Here is a 19,725-nt window from a genome sequence, read left to right as displayed (position 1 = left end):
ACTCACGGCTGCCCTGAGCCGGCGGATCATGGTGATCGACGGTGCAATGGGTACGGCGATCCAGCGGGACCGGCCCGACGAGGCCGGCTACCGCGGCGAGCGGTTCAAGGACTGGCCGAGTGATCTGCAGGGCAACAACGACCTGCTCAACCTGACGCAGCCGCAGATCATCGAAGGGATCCACCGCGAGTACCTCGAGGCGGGCGCCGACATCCTGGAGACCAACACGTTCAACGCGAACGCGATCTCGCTGTCGGACTACGACATGGCGGAGCTGAGCTACGAGCTGAACTACGCCGGCGCCGCCCTGGCGCGGGCGGCCGCCGATGAGTACAGCACTCCGGAGAAGCCCCGGTACGTCGCGGGCGCCCTCGGGCCCACCACGCGGACCGCGTCGATCTCGCCGGACGTCAACGACCCCGGAGCCCGCAACGTCTCCTACGACCAGCTGGTGGCCGCCTACCTCGAAGCCGCCAACGGCCTGGTCGACGGTGGCGCCGACCTCCTGATCATCGAGACGATCTTCGATTCGCTGAACTCCAAGGCGGCGGTGTTCGCCCTCGAGACGCTGTTCGAGGAACGCGGACGCCGCTGGCCGGTGATCATCTCGGGCACCATCACCGATGCTTCCGGGCGGACGCTGTCCGGTCAGGTCACCGAAGCATTCTGGAACGCGATCAGGCACGCGAAGCCGCTCGCGGTCGGCCTCAACTGCGCCCTTGGTGCGCCGGAGATGAGGCCCTATATCGCCGAGATGGCGCGCATCGCGGACACCTTCGTCTCCTGCTACCCGAACGCCGGTCTTCCCAACGCCTTCGGCGAGTACGACGAGTCCCCGGAGCGTCAGGCCGGCTACCTCGCCGAGTTCGCCGAGGCCGGCCTGGTCAATCTGGTCGGCGGCTGCTGCGGAACGGCGCCGCCGCACATTGCCGAGATCGCCAAGGTCGTCGAGGGCAAGCCGCCACGCGAGCTGCCGCAGATCCCGGTGGCCACCCGGCTCGCGGGCCTGGAGCCGCTGGACATCACCGACGGCTCCCTGTTCGTGAACATCGGTGAGCGCACCAACATCACCGGCTCCGCCCGGTTCCGCAACCTGATCAAGGCCGAGGACTACGACACCGCCCTGACGGTCGCCCTGCAGCAAGTCGAGGTCGGTGCGCAGATCATCGACATCAACATGGACGAGGGCATGATCGACGGCGTCGCCGCGATGGACCGGTTCACCAAGCTGATCGCTGCCGAGCCGGACATCAGTCGCGTCCCGGTGATGATCGACTCCTCCAAATGGGAGGTCATCGAGGCCGGCCTGAAGAACGTCCAGGGCAAGCCGATCGTCAACTCGATCTCCATGAAGGAGGGCGAGGAGAAGTTCATCCGCGAGGCACGGCTGTGCCGCAAGTACGGCGCGGCCGTCGTCGTGATGGCCTTCGACGAGCAGGGTCAGGCCGACAACCTGGAGCGCCGCATCCAGATCTGCGGGCGCGCCTACCGGATCCTGACCGAAGAGGTCGGCTTCCCGCCCGAGGACATCATCTTCGACCCGAACTGCTTTGCGCTGGCGACGGGTATCGAGGAGCACGCGACGTACGGAATCGATTTCATCGAGGCCTGCGCCTGGATCAAGGAGAACCTTCCCGGGGTGCACATCTCCGGCGGTATCTCGAACGTGTCGTTCTCATTCCGGGGCAACAACCCCGTCCGCGAGGCGATCCACGCCGTGTTCCTGTTCCACGCCATCAAGGCCGGCCTGGACATGGGCATCGTCAACGCGGGTGCGTTGGTGCCCTACGACTCGATCGACCCCGAGCTGCGAGAGCGGATCGAGGACGTCGTGCTGAACCGTCGCGAGGACGCGGCCGAACGGCTCCTGGAGATCGCCGAACGGTTCAACAGCTCGGAGAAAGCGGACGATCCGGTGGCAGCGGAGTGGCGCAGCCTCCCGGTCCGCGAGCGGATCACGCACGCTCTGGTCAAGGGCATCGACGCCAACGTCGATGAAGACACCGAGGAATTGCGGGCCGAGATCGCCGCCGCTGGTGGTCGCCCCATCGAGGTGATCGAGGGCCCGCTCATGGACGGCATGAACGTCGTCGGTGATCTCTTCGGCGCAGGCAAGATGTTCCTTCCCCAGGTCGTGAAGTCGGCCCGGGTGATGAAGAAGGCGGTGGCCTACCTGCTGCCGTACATCGAGGCGGAGAAAGTAGAGTCCGGCGCCGCTGCCGGTAAGGACACCAACGGCACGATCATCATGGCGACCGTCAAAGGCGACGTCCACGACATCGGCAAGAACATCGTCGGAGTCGTCCTGCAGTGCAACAACTTCGAAGTGATCGACCTCGGTGTGATGGTGCCCGCGAGCAAGATCCTCGACGCGGCGAAAGAGCACGACGCCGACATCATCGGGCTGTCCGGCCTCATCACTCCGTCCCTGGACGAGATGGTCAACTTCGCCGCGGAGATGGAGCGCCAGGGGCTGGAGATCCCGCTGCTGATCGGCGGTGCGACGACCTCGCGCGCCCACACCGCGGTGAAGGTGGCGCCGCGCCGCAAGGGCCCGGTGGTCTGGGTCAAGGACGCGTCGCGGTCGGTGCCGGTCGCTGCGGCGCTGCTCGACGACAAGCAGCGGGGTCCCCTGCTGGAGGCCACCGAGAAAGATTACGCGTCTCTTCGCGAACGGCACGCCCAGAAGAATGAGCGGCCGATGCTGACGCTGGAGAAGGCCCGGGCGAACCGGACGCCGATCGACTGGGACGGCTACACGCCGCCGGTGCCCGCCCAGGGCCTCGGCGTGCGCGAGTTCTCCGACTACGACTTCGCCGAGCTGCGCGAGTACATCGACTGGCAGCCGTTCTTCAACGCCTGGGAGATGAAGGGTAGGTTCCCCGACATCCTCAACAACCCGGTCTCGGGCGAAACCGCACGCAAGCTGTACGACGACGCCCAGGAGATGCTGGACACCCTGATCAAGGAGAAGTGGCTGACCGCCAACGGCGTGATCGGCTTCTTCCCGGCGAACGCGGTCGGCGACGACATCGAGGTCTACACCGACGACACCCGCACCGAGGTGTTGACCACGCTGCACAACCTGCGCCAGCAGGGCGAGCACCGGGCCGGCATTCCGAACCGGAGCCTGGGCGACTACATCGCGCCCAAGGACACCGGTCTGGCTGACTACGTCGGGGCCTTCGCCGTCACCACGGGGCTCGGCATTACAGACAAGATCGCCGAGTTCAAGGCGGCCAACGACGACTACAACGCGATCCTGCTGGAGTCGCTGGCCGACCGACTGGCAGAGGCGTTCGCCGAACGGATGCATCAACGGGTCCGCATGGAGTTCTGGGGATTCCAGCCCGACGAGCAGCTGGACAACGAGGCGCTCATCGGTGAGAAGTACGTGGGAATCCGCCCAGCCCCCGGCTACCCGGCCTGCCCGGAGCACACCGAGAAGGCAACGCTCTGGGAGTTGATGAACGTCAAGGAGCGGACCGGTATCGAGCTGACCGAGTCGATGGCGATGTGGCCCGGTGCCGCCGTCAGCGGCTGGTACTTCTCGCACCCGCAGTCGCAGTACTTCGTGGTCGGCCGGATCGCCCAGGACCAGGTCGCCGACTACGCGAGGCGCAAGGGCTGGACTCTGAAGGAGGCCGAGCGCTGGCTCGCCCCCAACCTCGGCTACAACCCAGAGGACTGACCCAGCGACGTACTTCGCCGTCTAGCCCTTGTCGGCCCGCCAGATCCGCGACGGCCAGCCCGCCGCGAGTTCTGCCATCCGGTGGACCTGCACCCGCCACGGGTCCAGCCGCAGCACCTGGAACTGGGGGTCGGTCAGGCCCACGGTGTGCGACCGGGTGCGCACCGACGCTCGACCCGTTAGCGCATGGCAGAATCGGCCGGTGCGTGCGGTGCTGTGGGACATGGATGGGACGCTGGTCGACTCCGAAAAGCTGTGGGACATCTCGCTGGAAGCGCTGTATCACGAACTCGGCGGCACGCTGAGCCCCCAGGTGCGGGCGTCGCTGGTGGGCAGTTCGGCGGAGAACACCATTCGGACCATCTACGCGGATCTGGGCCTGGATCCCGACCCGATGGCCATGGCCGAGTCCGACCGCTGGCTGCATTCCTACACCGCGGATCTGTTCGACGGTGGCCTGCCATGGTGCACGGGTGCAAAAGAGCTACTCGACAGCGTTGCGGCCGAAGGCATTCCGATGGCGTTGGTCACCAACACGCAGCGGGAACTGACCGAACGCGCACTCAACAGCATCGGCAGGCACTACTTCTCGGCAAGTGTGTGCGGCGACGAGGTGCCGCGCGGCAAGCCGGCGCCTGACCCGTACCAGCGGGCGGCGGCGTTACTGGGGCTGGCACCGTCGGCGTGCCTGGCCGTCGAGGATTCGGCGACCGGTTCCGCCGCGGCCGAGGAGGCCGGCTGCGCGGTGCTGGTGGTGCCCAACGACGTGGCGGTGCCACCGGGGCCGCGACGACGCCACCTGACCTCGCTGTCGGGCGTCGTCGCCGATGACCTTCGCCGGGTGTACTCCGAGCTCGACGGGCAAACCGGGATGACCGCGACGACGGGAGCGTGAAACAATCGCGTGCCGTGAAGACTTTCGACGCCCTGTTCGCTGAGCTCAGCGAACGCGCACGCACCAGGCCGGCCGATAGCGGCACTGTCGCCGCGTTGGACGGCGGGGTGCACGGGCTCGGCAAGAAGGTGCTCGAGGAGGCCGGCGAAGTGTGGATCGCCGCCGAACACGAGGGTGACGACGCACTGGCCGAGGAGATCAGCCAGTTGCTGTACTGGACGCAGGTGCTGATGATCTCGCGCGGCCTGACCCTCGACGACGTCTACGAGAAGCTGTGAGCATGTTGCGCGTCGCGGTTCCCAACAAAGGAACGCTGTCCGAACCAGCCGCCGAGATCCTCTCGGAGGCCGGCTACCGGCGTCGGACCGACCCCAAGGACCTCACTGTCGTCGATCCCGCCAACAACGTCGAGTTCTTCTTCCTCCGGCCCAAGGACATCGCTATCTACGTCGGGTCAGGGCAGTTGGACTTCGGCATCACCGGCCGCGATCTGGCCGCCGAATCCGACGCGCCGGTACGCGAGCGGCTTGCGCTCGGCTTCGGCTCGTCGACCTTCCGCTACGCCGCACCCGTTGGTCGGCAATGGCGGGTCGAGGATCTGGAAGGCAAGCGGATAGCGACCGCGTTTCCGAACCTGGTGCGAAAAGATCTGGCGGATAGAGGTATTAACGCAACGGTGATCCGGCTCGACGGCGCCGTCGAGATCTCGGTTCAGCTCGGCGTCGCCGACGCGATCGCCGACGTCGTGGGTTCGGGTCGCACCCTTGGCCTACACGACCTTGTCGCGTTCGGTGATCCGCTGTGCGATTCGGAAGCTGTGCTGATCGAGCGTGACGACGCTTCAGACGATAACGCCGCCGCGCGCGACCAACTGGCCGCCCGCGTGCAGGGCGTGGTGTTCGGCCAGCAGTACCTGATGCTCGACTACGACTGCCCGCGCAGCGTCCTCGAGGCGGCGACCGCCGTGACGCCGGGGTTGGAATCGCCGACGATCGCGCCGCTGGCCGACCCTGACTGGGCGGCAGTGCGTGCCCTGGTGCCGCGCCGTGACGTCAACCGGATCATGGATGAGATCGCCGCCATTGGGGCCAAGGCGATCCTGGCGTCTGACATCCGGTTCTGCCGCTTTTAGTTGTCCGGCCGGTTTGCGGGCTGCGTGTTAGCGTCCTGCAGGACGTTTACGCCGGTCGGGAGGTTCGCATGACGCAGGTCCTGGTTATCGTGCTCGCTTTGGGGATCGGCGTCATCGCCGGCCTCCGTGCGCTGACGGCGCCGGCCGTCGTGGCGTGGGGTGCGTTTCTCGGCTGGATCGACGTCGACGGCAAGTGGTCGGAGTGGATCGCCCATCCCATCACCGTCACGGTTCTGACCATCTTCCTCCTGCTGGAGCTGGTCACCGATCAGCTGCCGAAGACACCGAGCCGCAAGACGGCGCCGCAGTTCATCACCCGGTTGCTCATGGGTGGATTCGCGGGTGCGGTGATCGGCAGCGCGTTCTTCCACACATTCAGCGCGTTGGGCGCAGGCATCGTCGGCGCGGTGCTCGGCACCTTGGCAGGCGCGGAGGCCAGGCAGCGGCTGGCCTCGGCGCGCGGCGGACAAGACCGTCCCGGCGCGATCATCGAGGACATTGTCGCCGTCGGCGGTGGATTTTTGCTCGCCTTCCTCGTCAGCGTGATCTGAGCGTCGTTCGGTGGCAGAGAAATTCGACGCGATCATCGTCGGTGCAGGCCAGGCAGGCCCGCCGCTCGCGGGCAGGCTGACCGAGGCGGGCCACAAGGTAGCGGTAGTCGAGCGCAAACTCGTCGGCGGCACGTGTGTCAACTACGGATGCATTCCGACCAAGACCCTGGTCGCCAGTGCCCACGCCGCCCACCTCGCCCGCCGCGGTGCCGAATACGGCGTAGCCACAGGCGAAATCACCGTCGACATGGGCAAGGTGAAGGCGCGCAAGGACAGAATCATGCTCGACGACCGCCATGGCCTCGAATCGTGGCTCGACGGCATGGACGGATGCACCTTCCTGCGCGGCCATGCCCGCTTCGAAGACCCACACACACTGCGGGTCGACGATCGCGTGTTGGAGGCCGACCGCATCTTCCTCAATGTGGGCGGCCGCGCCGTCGTTCCCGACATGCCGGGACTGTCCGAGATCGACTACATGACCAACGTCGACATCCTCGACCTGGACGTCATCCCCGAGCATCTTGTCGTCATCGGCGGAAGCTACATCGCGCTGGAGTTCGCGCAGATGTACCGCCGCTTCGGCGCCCGGGTCACCGTCGTCGAGAAGGGGCCGCGGCTGACGTCACGCGAGGACGAGGACGTCTCGGCCGCCATCAGAGACATCCTCGAGAACGAGGGCATCGCGGTCGAACTCAATGCGTCGGCGATCTCGTTCCGCAAGCGTGAGAACGGTTTCGAGGTTATCCCGCGCGACGGCGCCGACCCCATCGCCGGGACCCATGTGTTGCTGGCGATCGGGCGACGGGCCAACACCGACGACCTCGGTCTGGAGAACGCGGGCGTCGAGACCGATTCCCGCGGCAACATCGTCGTCGACGACCAGTGCCGGACCAACGTCGAACACATCTGGGCGATGGGGGACTGCAACGGACGCGGCGCGTTCACCCACACGTCCTACAACGACTTCGAGATCGTGGCCGCCAACCTCCTCGACGACGATCCGCGGCGCATCAGTGACCGGGTGCCCACCTACGCGCTCTACATCGATCCGCCGCTCGGGCGGGCCGGCCTGACCGTCGCCGAGGTGCGTAAGTCAGGTCGAAAGGCGTTGGTGGGCAAGCGGCCCATGGCGCGGGTCGGTCGCGCCGTCGAGAAGGGCGAGACCCAGGGCTTCATGAAGGTGGTGGTCGACGCCGAGACCGAGCAGATTCTCGGCGCGGCGATTCTGGGTGTCGGCGGCGACGAGGTGGTTCAGGACATCCTCGACGTCATGACCGCCAAGCTGCCCTATACGGCGATTTCGCGCACCATGCACATCCACCCGACAGTCAGCGAACTGGTGCCGACGATGCTTCAGGAACTCAAGCCTGTTGACTGACGGCTCGCCGCCGCCACCTCTTGACTGCGAGTAATCCAGTCCGGCAACGGCTCTCCGGCGAGGTAACACTGCAGCCGATCCAGGAACGCGTGAGTGCCCGAGCGGAATCCGCCGGCGTTGCGGACGCTCAGCCCCCGGTGGCTGAATCGAAGCAACGTGCCGTCCCCGTCGCTGCGCAGTTCGTATCGCACCACACCGTCTTCGACGATCGGTTGCTTCCACTCGTGTTCGAACACGTGCGGTGGGTCCCAGACGAGAACGCGACCCGTCATCCGCTTGCGTTCCGGCGGCAGCGGTGGCCCGGTGGCCACCATCTCGATGGCGCCTCCCTCGCGGGCGTCGAGCGTCGTCTCTCCGAACCACTGCCCGCGCTCGCTTGCGTCGGTGATCGCCGACCACACGGCCTCGATCGGGAAGGGCAGGCGACGTTCGAAATTCAGTACCGCGCGGTCTCCTTCGACCGTCAGTCGGCCATCGCGATCGGTCATTGCGACTCCTTCGCCTTGCGGTGCAGGTGCTGTTCGAGGGCATCGAGATGGGCGGCCCAGTACTGCCGGTAGCGGTCGATCCACTCGTCGATGGCGACCAGACCGTCCGCCCGCAGCGCGTAGATGCGGCGCTGGGCATCGGGACGGACCTCGACGAGGCCGACTTCGCGCAGCACGCGCAGGTGCCGAGAGACCGTCGGCTGAGTCAGTCCCGGCAGGGTGGCCACGAGCTCGCCCGCCGTGCGCTCACCCTCGATCAATGCGTCGAGCAGGGCGCGCCGACTCGGTTCGGCGACCGCTTCGAAGACATCCATCCCAGCAGCATTGCAGATGATCTATATAGATGCAAGCGAATAAAGTTAGCGGCCGGCGGCATGCAGCAGGCGTAGCTGCCCGATCTCCGAGATGTTCTTCGTCAGTTCGACATTCAGCCACAGCGCGGTGCGTGTGTGTTCGGAGCCCAACGCCGCGAGGTGATCGCGCCACTGTGCGGCAAGGTCCCGAATCTGCTGCACCGCGGCTGCGCCGTCACCGGGCCATGCCACCTCGTCCGGCCCGCGCGGGATCGCGCCCGTCACCCGGTCGATCGTGGCCGACCACCACCAGATGATGTGCCAGGTCAGCCAGCCGACCGTCGGCACCGGAATCGGATCGGGTTCGGTGTCAGCGAAGTCCGGTCGCCACACCCCGTCCGTATCGGGTCGCACGGTCCAGCACAGCGCTGCGGGTTCTGCGAGGAAGTCATCCTCACTCAGTGCCGACAGGTGCAGGTCGGCCAGCGCCCACGCGAGGTCGAACTGGTACAGGAGGTCATCGGTCATGAGCGGCGCTGTATTAGCAAAGTCTGCGCGGATGTGCCGATGAAGCCATGCCGGTCGAACAGTTCGGCGGTGGTGACGCCGATACCGTCGGGGCCGATGGATCCCCGTGCCCGCAAACCGAAATCACCGCCCACCGGAAGCCGGTGCAGATGCACGACGGTGTCGGTGTTCATGAACATGAACTCCTCGGGATCCAGCGCGGCACCGGCCCCGTTGGCCGAATCGACCACCATCGCGAGGCGTTGCAGGTCAGTCGTCGGCTCCGAATCCACCAGCGGCACAAGCGGACTCAGCCATGCCTCGTTTCCGGTTCCGCCAGAGTCCGGTTGGCGGCGCCAGTCGACCGTATCCAGGTAGCCCGTGGCGCCGTGCCAGCTGTGTGGCACCGGGACCGCCTCGCCCTCGATCATCGGCGAATAGCGGTCGCTCGCAGCGTCGGCGGTGTCGCTGGTGCCAAGCAGCCAGGCCGTCACCCGCGCGACCGCTCGCTGCGTTCCGTCGGGACGGGCCGCCGACATCTCGGCGATCAGCATGGCGATGCGGGTGCCGGGACGCTGCACCCATGCGCGCACCCGGACACGGGCCACCGGTATGGCGCCGAGGATGTCGAGCGTGAGACGGCCGACGCGCAGGTTCGACTCGGCGGCGAGTTCCTCGATCAGCTTGGTCATCAACGCCAGCGGCGGCGAGCCGTGCTGGATGCCCGAATCCCAGTTGCTGCGTGTGCCGTCGGTGGGGTCGAACAGTTCACCCTCACCGTCGGTGCCGACCCGACGGTAATGACAATCGATCACGCAGCCGACTCCGAAGTCCTCAGCACGACATCGGCTTCCGCCGCGGATCCCTCGTCGGGATGATCCGGCCAGCCCGGGTACGGCGGCGGCGTGCCGCCGAAGACCGGGCACCGGGAATGGTGGGCACACCAGTCGCACAACCGCGACGGGCTGGGGCGGAAATCGCCTGTAGCGCCGGCCGATTGGATGGCACGCCAGATGGCGATCAACGTCTTCTCGAAGCGCAGCAGTTCGTCGAGATCGGGGGAGTAATCCAATACCTGCCCGTCGGCCAGGTAGAGCAGCCTCAGCCGGGCGGGCAGCACTCCGCGCGACCGGAACAGCGCCACCGCGTAGAACTTCATCTGGAACATGGCTTTGAATTCGGCCAGCGCCCGCGCCTCGGGGGGTGCCTTGCCGGTTTTGTAGTCGACCACCCGCAGCTCACCGGTCGGGGCGACGTCGATGCGGTCGACGAACCCGCGCAGCAGCGTGCCGTCCTCGAGTTCCACCTCGACCCGCTGCTCGCAACTCTGCGGATCGAACCGCGTCGGATCCTCTAGCCGGTAGTACCCCGACAGCAGCACCCGCGCCTGCTCGAGCATTTCGGCGCGCAGTTCGGGCTCGATGTCGGCGGCCACCTCCGGCCGCTCGGCGATCACCCGCTCCCACGCCGGATCGACGAGCGTGAGCGCGGTGTCGCGGTCGCGCTGTGCGGCGGGCAGCGAATAGAGCTGCTCCAGCGCCGCATGCACGACCGAACCGCGCACCTGCGCCGTCGACGACGGCTCCGGCAGCCGGTCGATGGCGCGGAACCGGTACAGCAGTGGGCACTGCTTGAAGTCGGCCGCCCGCGACGGGGACAGTGCCGGCCGTCGAACCGGAGGCGGTTCGTCAGTCATGAGGCCAGCGTATGGCGACACTCCGACAACCCCGCGCACCCACAGCGGCGCGCCGACTGGCAGGCTGGTGTGCCGTGCCAGCAAGGTTCCCGTCCGGACCGTTCGCCGTCGGCGATCGCGTGCAGCTCACCGATGCCAAGGGCCGCCACTACACGATGGTGTTGGCGCCGGGCGGGGAGTTCCACACCCACCGCGGCATCATCAGTCTCGACGCGGTGGTGGGCCTGCCGGAGGGCAGCGTGGTCAAGTCCACCAGCGGCGACCTGTTCCTCGTGCTGCGGCCGCTGCTGGTCGACTACGTGATGTCGATGCCGCGCGGCGCGCAGGTCGTCTATCCCAAGGACGCCGCCCAGATCGTGCACGAGGGCGACATCTTCCCCGGCGCTCGTGTGCTGGAGGCCGGCGCGGGATCGGGTGCGCTGACGTGCTCACTGCTGCGCGCCGTCGGGCCTGACGGCCGGGTGACGTCCTACGACATTCGCGAGGACCACGCCGAACATGCGGTGCGCAACGTCACGACGTTCTTCGGCGAGCGCCCGGCGAACTGGGATCTGGTGACCGCGGATGTCGCGCAGTACGACGGCCCGGAAGTGGACCGCGTCGTGCTCGACATGCTCGCGCCGTGGGAAGTCCTGGAAGCGGTCGCGAACGCCATTGTGGCCGGCGGTGTGCTGATGATCTACGTCGCGACCGTGACCCAGCTGTCGCGGGCGGTGGAGGCGCTGCGCGAACAACAGTGCTGGACCGAGCCCAGGGCCTGGGAGAGCATGCAGCGCGGCTGGCACGTCGTCGGGCTCGCGGTGCGCCCGCAACACACGATGCGTGGCCATACCGCGTTTCTGATCAGCGTGCGCAAATTGGCACCGGGCACCGTGGCCCCCATGCCGCTGCGGCGCAAGCGTCAGCTCGGCGGGGGCGTCTAATCGTCGGTGCTGCGCCGTAGGCCCCGGCGTACGGACAGCAGCTCCATCTCGGGCCGGGCGGCCACCAGTCGTTCCGCCGCGTCGAGCAGATCGACGACATGCCCACGGTCGGCGGCCACCGCCGCCATACCGATGTTGGCGCGTCGGTGCAGATCCTGGGAACCGGTTTCGGCCGCCGACACGGCGAAACGGCGCTGAAGTTCGGCGATCACGGGCCGCACGGCCGATCGCTTCTGCTTGAGCGATCGCACGTCACCGAGCAGCAGGTCGAATTCGAGCCAGCCGATCCACATCGCGGCGTGCTCAGCCGGGAGGTGTCGGCGCCGGCTGGCCCAATTGCAGCAGCATGTCGGCGGTCTCCCGGGTCAGCTGCCACGACCCGGTGTCGGTGGGGCTGAACTCCATGGGAAAGGCGAACTCGCCGGTCTGCGGATTCGCGGTCTTGACGACGATGTTGGCCAGCACGTTGCCGCGGTTCTCGGCGGACCAGACCAACTCGTGCGCTTCGAACGTCAGCGGCGTGTAACCACCGTCGGCCAGCGCACGTCCGAAGCGGTCCAGCGCCTCGGCGTCGGCAGGCGTGGCGTGCTGGACAAGGTTGAGCTTGTCCCCACCGGGGACCGCGGGGTCGGCGATCCGCACCATCACGTCGGTGAGCGCCTCAGGGGCAGGCAGCGGGGCGATGTCGGCCGGCGGAACCGTCGAGGGCTCGGGTCCGAAGGGGGCTGTCGGCGTCGGCGGCTTCTCGAGCGGCGCCGGTGTCGTCGCTGATGCCGCGGGACGGGCCTGTTCGGGCTCGTCGCTGCACGCACCAAGCCCGAGCGCCGCCGCAATCGCGACGGCGCTCAGGACCTTGGTGCTAAAAGAAGGCAACCGCAGAAAGTCAGCCGAAGAGGCTCAGTGCCTGCGTGGCCGAAGCCCGTGAGAGTGACCATCCGAAGCGGCCGCCCGGGACGAACGCGGCGTTCATGGTCTGCCCCTTGGCCGACAGCGTCGCACTGACGGTGGGACCGTTGCAGACCGGCGCCGACACGTCGTACGCGACGGGCAGTGACCCGTTGGCGTAGGCCTTCTTGATCGCTCTATCGGCGAGTGCGCCGTCGCTGAAACCGACACCGCCTTCCACGAGGTCGCTCTTGCCGGTGCGGGCCGGCACGCCGGGAGCAAGCAGCCCGTCGATCACCGAACGCAGCTGGTCGGGCGTCACGTTGCACGGCATCGGCTGCAGCGGCATGGGGGTGTCCCACACCACCGACTGCACAGCGGGCGCGGCCGACACAGCAGGCGACACAAGAGACGTCACACCTGCTGCCGCAGCGCCGACGACTCCGATGGCCGCTACGCCGGTAACGAGGGTTTTCAGGGTCACGATTGTCCTTTCGATCGGCCCAGCACTCCAGAGAGGTTAACAGTGTTGCTGGTGTGTCGAATTCCTACACCGCACACAAAGGCTGAATCGCCGGTAGCGTTGAAGTTGTTACTGCACCAACATCCGGTGCGGGAAGGGGCGCAACATGAGTGAGTCCGAGCGTTCTGAAGCTTTTTCAGACGGCTTCCACACTAACGAATCAGGCATGTCCAGCGAGGACGCCGCCGAGCTTGAGGAGCTGAGGCGGGAAGCGGCGCTCTTGCGCGAGCAGTTGGAGAACGCGGTAGGACCGCAGAGCGGACTACGCAGCGCTCGCGATGTGCATCAACTCGAGGCCCGAATCGACTCGCTCGCTTCCCGTAACGCAAAGTTGATGGAGACTCTCAAAGAGGCCCGTCAGCAATTGCTCGCCCTTCGCGAGGAGGTCGATCGTCTGGGGCAGCCGCCGAGCGGTTACGGCGTGCTGCTGTCGGTCCAGGAGGACGACACCGTCGACGTGTTCACCTCCGGCCGCAAGATGCGGCTGACGTGCTCGCCGAACATCGACACCAGCGTGCTCAAGCAGGGCCAGACCGTGCGCCTCAATGAGGCGCTGACCGTCGTGGAGGCGGGCAACTTCGAGGCCGTCGGTGAGATCAGCACACTGCGCGAGATCCTGTCCGACGGGCACCGCGCACTGGTCGTCGGGCACGCCGACGAGGAGCGCATCGTGTGGCTGGCCGAGCCGTTGGTGGCCGCCGAGCACATCGTGGCAGAACCCGACGCCGAAGAAGACGAAGACGATCTGCGGCCGCGCAAGCTGCGTCCCGGGGACTCGCTGCTGGTGGACACCAAGGCCGGCTACGCGTTCGAGCGCATCCCCAAGGCCGAGGTCGAGGACCTGGTCCTGGAGGAGGTGCCCGACGTCAGCTACAACGACATCGGTGGCCTGGGCCGGCAGATCGAGCAGATCCGCGACGCGGTGGAACTGCCGTTCCTGCACAAGGAGCTCTACCGCGAGTACTCGCTGCGTCCGCCCAAGGGCGTGCTGCTCTACGGCCCGCCCGGGTGCGGTAAGACGCTGATCGCCAAGGCGGTGGCCAATTCGCTGGCCAAGAAGATGGCAGAGGTCCGTGGTGACGACGCCCGCGAGGCGAAGAGCTACTTCCTCAACATCAAGGGTCCGGAGCTGCTGAACAAGTTCGTCGGCGAAACCGAGCGCCACATCCGGCTGATCTTCCAGCGGGCGCGCGAGAAGGCGTCTGAGGGGACGCCGGTGATCGTGTTCTTCGACGAGATGGACTCGATCTTCCGCACCCGCGGCACCGGTGTGAGCTCGGACGTGGAGACCACGGTGGTCCCGCAGCTGCTGAGCGAGATCGACGGCGTCGAAGGCTTGGAGAACGTCATCGTGATCGGCGCGTCCAACCGTGAGGACATGATCGACCCCGCGATCCTGCGGCCCGGTCGCCTGGACGTCAAGATCAAGATCGAGCGGCCGGATGCCGAAGCGGCGCAGGACATCTTCAGCAAGTACCTCACCGAGGAACTGCCGGTGCACGTCGACGACCTCGCCGAGTTCAACGGGGACAAGTCGCTGTGCCTCAAGGCGATGATCGAGAAGGTCGTCGACCGGATGTACGCCGAGATCGACGACAACCGGTTCCTGGAGGTCACCTACGCCAACGGTGACAAGGAAGTCATGTACTTCAAGGACTTCAACTCCGGCGCGATGATCCAGAACGTCGTCGACCGAGCGAAGAAGAACGCGATCAAGGCGGTGCTCGAGACCGGTCAACCCGGTCTGCGCATCCAGCATCTGCTCGACTCGATCGTCGACGAGTTCGCCGAGAACGAGGACCTGCCCAACACCACCAATCCCGATGACTGGGCGCGGATCTCGGGCAAGAAGGGCGAGCGGATCGTCTACATCCGCACGCTGGTCACCGGCAAGAGCAGCAGCGCGTCGCGCGCGATCGACACCGAATCGAACCTGGGCCAGTACCTCTAGCCTCTCCGCCGCGCGAGCGTGCGTGTCCCCTCGGGCGACACGCCGCCGCGCGGCGTCGCGTCAGTCGTGGAACGCGCGCCGGTGAGGTGCATCGGTCAGCTGAATAGCGGCCCGCCACAACAGAAGTCCCGTCTGCACCCCCACGGCGATCGACATCATCGAGATCAGCGTCGCCGTGAAGATGGCCGTGTCGTGCGTGCCGAGAAGTTGCGTCACGCCCATGAAGCCCAAGGAGCCGGGCACGAGCAACCAGAAGCCGGGCAGCACCAGCGACACCGTCGGCGGAGTGTTCGGGCGATGCGATATCGCCAAGGCGAACAGGATCAGGGTGAGTCCGCCGCCGAACCCGCTGGCATAGCTGCCCAGTAGCGCGTTGCCGACCCATTGTCCGGCGTAGGCGGAGTAGAGCATCAGCACCATCCACGGCAGAAAGCGGGTGGGCGGCCCGAAGTACAGCATCGCGCCCAGCCCGTAGACCAGCACACCGAGAAACGGCGCCCACGGGCCGAGCCGGTTGATCTCTGTCGTGACGAGGTCCGTATCGGCGATACCGGCCACCTGCGCGGCGATCAGGATGCCGAACGCCAGTTGGACGATCTGCATGAAACCCGCGACCAGCCGACTGGCCCCCGACACCACGTGGCGGGTGGACAACTCGATGACCGCCAATGTGATCGCCGCGCCTGGCAGGAAGGTCGCCAGCGGCGCCGCCAGCGCGCGCAGGCTGTCGACGCCGACGTGCCAGTGGTTTTCAAAAGTGAACACGGCCAATGCGACGAGGAACGCGCACAGAGTCGGCAGCATGTAGCCGACCGCGTCGATGCGACGGCCCACCACGGCCAGGACGCCGACCAGCAGCCCCAGCACCGCGGCCCCCGCAAGGCTCCACTGGGTCGGCTGCAGGATCAGCGCGAGTCCGGTGCTCTGCACCGCATACCCGAGCACGGTGAGCCATACCGGAAACCGCCTGTCCAGACTGCGGATTCGCGCGAGTTCGGCCAGGCCCTCCGCGGGCTGGACCGTACCCGTCGGCGCCCGCGCCACCAACTGGGCCAGCGGAAAGGACTGGTCGTAACGCAGGTCGAAGTCGGGGTTCGCGATGTAGAGACCGTTTCCCTCGGCGCCGCCGACCTGGACATAGTTCGGCAGTGCGAGGAACTGGTGATCGAGGCCGTAGGCCTTCGATGTCGCGCCCATCACGTCGCGCACCATGGTGACCGGGTAGTTCGCCGCCGACATCGTCGCGCCCAGCTCGGTCACGAACCGGCTCGCGGACGCGGCCGGCCCTCGGTCTGGAGATGGCACGGTCGCAGGCTACTGCGGTGCGTCGCCTAGGCTGAGCGACATGCAGCGGATTATCGGAACCGAGGTCGAGTACGGCATCTCCTCGCCGACCGATCCGACCGCGAATCCGATCTTGACGTCCACCCAGGCGGTGCTCGCCTACGCAGCGGCCGCAGGGATCCAGCGCGCCAAGCGCACTCGGTGGGACTACGAGGTGGAGTCGCCGTTGCGCGACGCGCGGGGGTTCGACTTGAGCCGGTCGGCGGGACCGCCACCAGTGGTGGACGCCGACGAAGTCGGCGCGGCCAACATGATTTTGACCAACGGTGCGCGGCTCTACGTCGATCACGCGCATCCGGAGTACTCGGCGCCCGAGTGCACCGACCCGCTGGACGCGGTGATCTGGGACAAGGCTGGCGAGCGGGTCATGGAGGCCGCCGCCAGGCACGTCGCCAGCGTGCCCGGCGCCGCCAAGCTGCAGCTGTACAAGAACAACGTGGACGGCAAAGGCGCCTCCTACGGCTCGCACGAGAACTACCTCATGTCGCGCCAGACGCCGTTCTCTGCGGTGATCGCCGGGTTGACGCCGTTTCTGGTTTCGCGTCAGGTGGTCACCGGCTCGGGCCGAGTGGGTATCGGGCCCTCGGGCGACGAGCCGGGTTTCCAGCTGTCGCAGCGCTCGGACTACATCGAGGTCGAGGTCGGCCTGGAGACGACGCTCAAACGCGGCATCATCAACACTCGCGACGAACCGCATGCCGACGCCGACAAATACCGGCGGCTGCACGTCATCATCGGCGACGCCAACCTGTCGGAGACGTCGACCTATCTCAAGGTGGGCACCACATCGCTGGTTCTCGACCTCATCGAAGAGGGCGTGGACCTGACCGACCTGGCGCTGGCGCGGCCGGTGCACGCCGTCCACGTGATCAGCCGTGATCCCTCGCTGCGCGCCACCGTTGCGATGGCCGACGGACGTGAGCTGACCGCGCTTGCGTTGCAACGGATCTACCTGGACCGGGTGGCCAAGCTGGTGGACAGCCGCGACCCCGATCCGCGCGCCGCCGACGTCGTCGAGACCTGGGCCAACATCCTCGACCTCCTCGAGCGCGATCCGATGGAGTGCGCGGAGATCCTGGACTGGCCGGCCAAGCTGCGGCTGCTCGAGGGCTTCCGCAGCCGGGAGAACCTCGGCTGGTCGGCTCCGCGACTGCACCTGGTCGACCTGCAGTACTCCGACGTGCGCCTGGACAAGGGGCTCTACAACCGCTTGGTCGCGCGCGGATCGATGAAGCGACTGGTCACCGAACAGCAGGTGCTCGACGCGGTCGACAACCCGCCGACCGACACGCGGGCGTACTTCCGCGGCGAATGCCTGCGCCGGTTCGGCGCTGACATCGCCGCCGCGAGTTGGGACTCGGTGATCTTCGATCTCGGCGGCGATTCGCTCGTGAGAATTCCGACCCTCGAGCCGTTGCGCGGCAGCAAGGCCCACGTCGGCGCTCTGCTCGACTCGGTGGACAGCGCAGCCGAACTGGTTGAACAGCTCACCACCTGAGCAAGGCCGACCACCTCGTCAGGGCGTGCTATCCCCGGCAATCTGCGCCCTGACCGGTAGTGTGGAGTAACGGCGGGCAGCAGTGAGCCCGCCGATGACATTCGCAGGAGGCAGCGATGGCTCAGGAGCAGACCAAGCGTGGTGGTGGCGGCGGCGAGGACGACGATCCCACCGGCAGCACGGCGGCCGGCCAGGAGCGTCGCGAGAAGCTGACCGAGGAGACCGACGATCTGCTCGACGAGATCGACGACGTACTCGAGGAGAACGCCGAGGACTTCGTCCGGGCGTATGTCCAGAAGGGTGGCCAGTGACCTGGTCGCACCGCGAACCTCTGGCCTTCCCCTCACCCCTTCCTGGAGCTCCCTCCGTACCTGTGGACTTGTCGTCATTCTCTGAACTCCTGGCCCGCCAGGCGCCCGAACTCCTGCCGGTGAACCGACAGGCCGTCGGCCCGACGGATGCAGTGCCGCACGGCACCACGATCGTGGCGCTGAAATATCCCGGCGGCGTCGTGATGGCTGGTGACCGCCGTTCGACCCAGGGCAACATGATCGCCGGCCGCGACGTGCAGAAGGTGTACATCACCGACGACTACACGGCGACCGGCATCGCGGGCACCGCCGCCATCGCCGTCGAATTCGCGCGCCTGTACGCCGTGGAACTCGAGCACTACGAGAAGCTCGAAGGGGTGGCGCTGACCTTCGCAGGCAAGGTCAACCGGCTCGCGACGATGGTGCGCGGCAACCTCGGCGCCGCCCTGCAGGGGTTCATCGCCCTGCCACTGCTCGCGGGCTTCGACCTCAACGACCCCAACCCGCTGGCCGCGGGCCGCATCGTGTCCTTCGACGCCGCGGGCGGCTGGAACATCGAGGAGGAGGGGTACCAGTCCGTCGGCTCGGGCTCGATCTTCGCCAAATCCTCGATCAAGAAGCTGTACACGCAAGTTTCCGATGCGGATTCGGCGCTACGGGTGGCGGTCGAGGCGCTCTACGACGCAGCCGACGACGACTCCGCCACGGGCGGGCCGGATCTGGTCCGCGGTATCTACCCGACCGCGGTGGTGATCAGCGCCGACGGCGCAGAAGAGGTCCCTGAACAACGCATCGCGGACTTCGCCCGGCAGGTGATCGAAAGCCGTTCGCGCTCAGACACCTTCGGCCCGGATTCGGCACATCAGTCCCATGACGCGCGGGGAGACTCGTGAGCTTTCCATACTTCATCTCGCCCGAGCAGGCGATGCGCGAGCGCTCGGAGCTCGCGCGTAAGGGCATCTCCCGCGGCCGCAGCGTCGTCGCGCTGGCATATGCCGACGGTGTGCTTTTCGTGGCCGAGAACCCGTCGCGCTCGCTGCAGAAGGTCAGTGAACTCTACGACCGTGTCGGCTTCGCCGCCGTCGGCCGCTTCAACGAGTTCGACAACCTGCGTCGCGGAGGGATCCAGTACGCCGACACCCGCGGCTACGCCTACGCCAGGCGTGACGTCACCGGCCGCCAGCTGGCCAATGTGTACGCCCAGACTCTCGGCACCATCTTCACCGAGCAGGCCAAGCCCTACGAGGTCGAGTTGTGCGTCGCAGAGGTGGCGCACCACGGTGAGACCAAACCCCCTGAGCTGTACCGGATCACCTACGACGGATCGATCGCCGACGAGCCGCACTTCGTGGTGATGGGCGGCACCACCGAACCGATCATCGAGAAGCTCAACGAGTCGTTCACCGAGAATGCCGGGCTGTCCGACGCCGCGACGATCGCAATCGACGCGCTGAAGGCCGGTGCTCAGAACGGCGGCGGTGGGGAGCCGCGCACACTCGGCCCCTCGACGCTGGAGGTGGCGGTTCTCGACGTCAACCGCCCGCGTCGCGCGTTCCGGCGCATCACCGGACCGGCGCTGGAAGCCCTGCTTCCCGTAACCGAAGAGTCGCAACAGGACTCCGACGGCTAGGGCACGCCGACCGTAACGTCAGGCCG

At 67.0% G+C, this 19,725-nt stretch carries 22 protein-coding genes; 12 read left to right on the top strand and 10 right to left on the bottom strand.

Translation table 11 applies throughout. The features are described from left to right. The first annotated feature begins 28 nt into the window (after window positions 1-28). Window positions 29-3,691, top strand: a complete 3,663-nt coding sequence (gene metH / locus N4S67_RS16990) for a methionine synthase (RefSeq protein ID WP_260994699.1) — start codon at window positions 29-31, stop codon at window positions 3,689-3,691. A gap of 21 nt (window positions 3,692-3,712) precedes the next feature. Here the strand turns inward: metH and N4S67_RS16985 are convergent, their stop codons facing one another. Then, window positions 3,713-3,856, bottom strand: a complete 144-nt coding sequence (locus N4S67_RS16985) for a hypothetical protein (protein WP_260994185.1) — start codon at window positions 3,854-3,856, stop codon at window positions 3,713-3,715. Between the two features lie 37 nt (window positions 3,857-3,893). Between N4S67_RS16985 and N4S67_RS16980 the strand changes: the two genes are divergently transcribed. From N4S67_RS16980 to N4S67_RS16960, 5 genes are all read left to right on the top strand, one after another. Further along, window positions 3,894-4,586 (top strand): HAD family hydrolase, encoded by a 693-nt coding sequence (locus tag N4S67_RS16980; RefSeq protein WP_260994184.1) that lies wholly within the window; start codon window positions 3,894-3,896, stop codon window positions 4,584-4,586. Further along, a complete protein-coding gene (locus tag N4S67_RS16975; protein ID WP_260994183.1) occupies window positions 4,583-4,864 on the top strand; it encodes a phosphoribosyl-ATP diphosphatase in 282 nt (93 codons plus the stop codon). Before N4S67_RS16980 ends, N4S67_RS16975 begins: the two co-directional genes overlap by 4 nt. A gap of 2 nt (window positions 4,865-4,866) precedes the next feature. Next, window positions 4,867-5,718, top strand: coding sequence for an ATP phosphoribosyltransferase (hisG, locus tag N4S67_RS16970; RefSeq protein ID WP_260994698.1), 852 nt, complete (start codon window positions 4,867-4,869; stop codon window positions 5,716-5,718). A gap of 68 nt (window positions 5,719-5,786) precedes the next feature. Beyond that, the gene (locus N4S67_RS16965; protein WP_260994182.1) at window positions 5,787-6,269 is read left to right on the top strand and encodes a DUF4126 family protein; all 483 of its coding nucleotides are present in this window, start codon (window positions 5,787-5,789) and stop codon (window positions 6,267-6,269) included. Window positions 6,270-6,279: 10 nt separating this feature from the next. Continuing rightward, entirely contained in the window at window positions 6,280-7,650 is a 1,371-nt protein-coding gene (locus tag N4S67_RS16960; protein ID WP_260994181.1) for an FAD-containing oxidoreductase, read from the top strand. On the opposite strand, the gene N4S67_RS16955 is transcribed toward N4S67_RS16960, so the two are convergent. The 5 genes from N4S67_RS16955 to N4S67_RS16935 are packed head-to-tail and all read right to left on the bottom strand — an operon-like array spanning window position 7,626 to window position 10,634. Beyond that, entirely contained in the window at window positions 7,626-8,138 is a 513-nt protein-coding gene (locus N4S67_RS16955; protein ID WP_260994180.1) for an SRPBCC family protein, read from the bottom strand. The genes N4S67_RS16960 and N4S67_RS16955 overlap by 25 nt on opposite strands. Next, on the bottom strand, window positions 8,135-8,452 hold the full coding sequence (locus N4S67_RS16950; RefSeq protein WP_260994179.1) for an ArsR/SmtB family transcription factor: 318 nt from the start codon (window positions 8,450-8,452) through the stop codon (window positions 8,135-8,137). The genes N4S67_RS16955 and N4S67_RS16950 overlap by 4 nt, the downstream gene beginning before the upstream one ends. A gap of 45 nt (window positions 8,453-8,497) precedes the next feature. Next, on the bottom strand, window positions 8,498-8,959 hold the full coding sequence (locus N4S67_RS16945; RefSeq protein WP_260994178.1) for a DinB family protein: 462 nt from the start codon (window positions 8,957-8,959) through the stop codon (window positions 8,498-8,500). Then, complete coding sequence (locus tag N4S67_RS16940; protein ID WP_260994177.1) at window positions 8,956-9,753, bottom strand: thioesterase family protein; 798 nt, start codon at window positions 9,751-9,753, stop codon at window positions 8,956-8,958. The genes N4S67_RS16945 and N4S67_RS16940 overlap by 4 nt, the downstream gene beginning before the upstream one ends. Continuing rightward, complete coding sequence (locus tag N4S67_RS16935) at window positions 9,750-10,634, bottom strand: RecB family exonuclease (protein ID WP_260994176.1); 885 nt, start codon at window positions 10,632-10,634, stop codon at window positions 9,750-9,752. Before N4S67_RS16935 ends, N4S67_RS16940 begins: the two co-directional genes overlap by 4 nt. A 74-nt stretch (window positions 10,635-10,708) precedes the next feature. Here N4S67_RS16935 and N4S67_RS16930 point away from each other — a divergent pair, with 74 nt between their 5' ends. Continuing rightward, window positions 10,709-11,557 carry a tRNA (adenine-N1)-methyltransferase gene (locus N4S67_RS16930; protein WP_260994175.1) on the top strand — a complete coding sequence of 283 codons (849 nt, stop codon included), beginning with the start codon at window positions 10,709-10,711 and terminating at the stop codon, window positions 11,555-11,557. Here the strand turns inward: N4S67_RS16930 and N4S67_RS16925 are convergent. Genes N4S67_RS16925 through N4S67_RS16915 form a run of 3 tightly spaced genes read right to left on the bottom strand, consistent with a single transcriptional unit; the run spans window position 11,554 to window position 12,926 of the window. After that, window positions 11,554-11,850: a DUF503 domain-containing protein gene (locus N4S67_RS16925; protein WP_260994174.1), complete on the bottom strand. Its 297-nt coding sequence runs from the start codon at window positions 11,848-11,850 to the stop codon at window positions 11,554-11,556. The two genes, N4S67_RS16930 and N4S67_RS16925, sit on opposite strands and share 4 nt — an antisense overlap. 10 nt (window positions 11,851-11,860) lie before the next feature. Continuing rightward, complete coding sequence (locus N4S67_RS16920; protein ID WP_260994173.1) at window positions 11,861-12,430, bottom strand: hypothetical protein; 570 nt, start codon at window positions 12,428-12,430, stop codon at window positions 11,861-11,863. Window positions 12,431-12,440: 10 nt separating this feature from the next. Beyond that, complete coding sequence (locus N4S67_RS16915; protein WP_260994172.1) at window positions 12,441-12,926, bottom strand: hypothetical protein; 486 nt, start codon at window positions 12,924-12,926, stop codon at window positions 12,441-12,443. A 145-nt stretch (window positions 12,927-13,071) separates the two neighbouring features. Here N4S67_RS16915 and arc point away from each other — a divergent pair, with 145 nt between their 5' ends. Continuing rightward, window positions 13,072-14,916, top strand: a complete 1,845-nt coding sequence (arc, locus tag N4S67_RS16910) for a proteasome ATPase (RefSeq protein ID WP_260994171.1) — start codon at window positions 13,072-13,074, stop codon at window positions 14,914-14,916. A 60-nt stretch (window positions 14,917-14,976) separates the two neighbouring features. Here arc and N4S67_RS16905 read toward each other — a convergent pair whose 3' ends face one another. Next, a complete protein-coding gene (locus N4S67_RS16905) occupies window positions 14,977-16,221 on the bottom strand; it encodes a threonine/serine exporter family protein (RefSeq protein WP_260994170.1) in 1,245 nt (414 codons plus the stop codon). Window positions 16,222-16,261: 40 nt separating this feature from the next. Between N4S67_RS16905 and dop the strand changes: the two genes are divergently transcribed. The 4 genes from dop (at window position 16,262) to prcA (ending at window position 19,699) form a co-directional block, all read left to right on the top strand. Further along, window positions 16,262-17,758 carry a pup deamidase/depupylase gene (gene dop, locus N4S67_RS16900; protein WP_260994169.1) on the top strand — a complete coding sequence of 499 codons (1,497 nt, stop codon included), beginning with the start codon at window positions 16,262-16,264 and terminating at the stop codon, window positions 17,756-17,758. A gap of 116 nt (window positions 17,759-17,874) precedes the next feature. Continuing rightward, window positions 17,875-18,069: a ubiquitin-like protein Pup gene (locus N4S67_RS16895; protein WP_011893953.1), complete on the top strand. Its 195-nt coding sequence runs from the start codon at window positions 17,875-17,877 to the stop codon at window positions 18,067-18,069. Between the two features lie 20 nt (window positions 18,070-18,089). Next, entirely contained in the window at window positions 18,090-18,962 is an 873-nt protein-coding gene (gene prcB, locus N4S67_RS16890; RefSeq protein ID WP_390893439.1) for a proteasome subunit beta, read from the top strand. Continuing rightward, the gene (gene prcA / locus N4S67_RS16885; RefSeq protein ID WP_260994167.1) at window positions 18,959-19,699 is read left to right on the top strand and encodes a proteasome subunit alpha; all 741 of its coding nucleotides are present in this window, start codon (window positions 18,959-18,961) and stop codon (window positions 19,697-19,699) included. The genes prcB and prcA overlap by 4 nt, the downstream gene beginning before the upstream one ends. Window positions 19,700-19,725: the final 26 nt, after the last annotated feature.

Source organism: Mycobacterium deserti (assembly GCF_025345615.1).
Lineage (GTDB): Bacteria > Actinomycetota > Actinomycetes > Mycobacteriales > Mycobacteriaceae > Mycobacterium > Mycobacterium deserti.
Note: the sequence above shows the minus strand (reverse complement) of the source record. Positions and strands in the feature narration are given on the sequence as shown.

Bases quoted from the DNA above. Each gene is read 5' to 3' on its own strand.
- metH (WP_260994699.1), top strand. From the start codon at position 29: ATGGTGATCGACGGTGCAATGGGTACGGCGATCCAGCGGGACCGGCCC.
- hisG (WP_260994698.1), top strand. From the start codon at position 4,867: ATGTTGCGCGTCGCGGTTCCCAACAAAGGAACGCTGTCCGAACCAGCC.
- N4S67_RS16965 (WP_260994182.1), top strand. From the start codon at position 5,787: ATGACGCAGGTCCTGGTTATCGTGCTCGCTTTGGGGATCGGCGTCATC.
- N4S67_RS16955 (WP_260994180.1), bottom strand. From the start codon at position 8,138: ATGACCGATCGCGATGGCCGACTGACGGTCGAAGGAGACCGCGCGGTA.
- N4S67_RS16950 (WP_260994179.1), bottom strand. From the start codon at position 8,452: ATGGATGTCTTCGAAGCGGTCGCCGAACCGAGTCGGCGCGCCCTGCTC.
- N4S67_RS16945 (WP_260994178.1), bottom strand. From the start codon at position 8,959: ATGACCGATGACCTCCTGTACCAGTTCGACCTCGCGTGGGCGCTGGCC.
- N4S67_RS16935 (WP_260994176.1), bottom strand. From the start codon at position 10,634: ATGACTGACGAACCGCCTCCGGTTCGACGGCCGGCACTGTCCCCGTCG.
- N4S67_RS16925 (WP_260994174.1), bottom strand. From the start codon at position 11,850: ATGTGGATCGGCTGGCTCGAATTCGACCTGCTGCTCGGTGACGTGCGA.
- arc (WP_260994171.1), top strand. From the start codon at position 13,072: ATGAGTGAGTCCGAGCGTTCTGAAGCTTTTTCAGACGGCTTCCACACT.
- dop (WP_260994169.1), top strand. From the start codon at position 16,262: ATGCAGCGGATTATCGGAACCGAGGTCGAGTACGGCATCTCCTCGCCG.
- N4S67_RS16895 (WP_011893953.1), top strand. From the start codon at position 17,875: ATGGCTCAGGAGCAGACCAAGCGTGGTGGTGGCGGCGGCGAGGACGAC.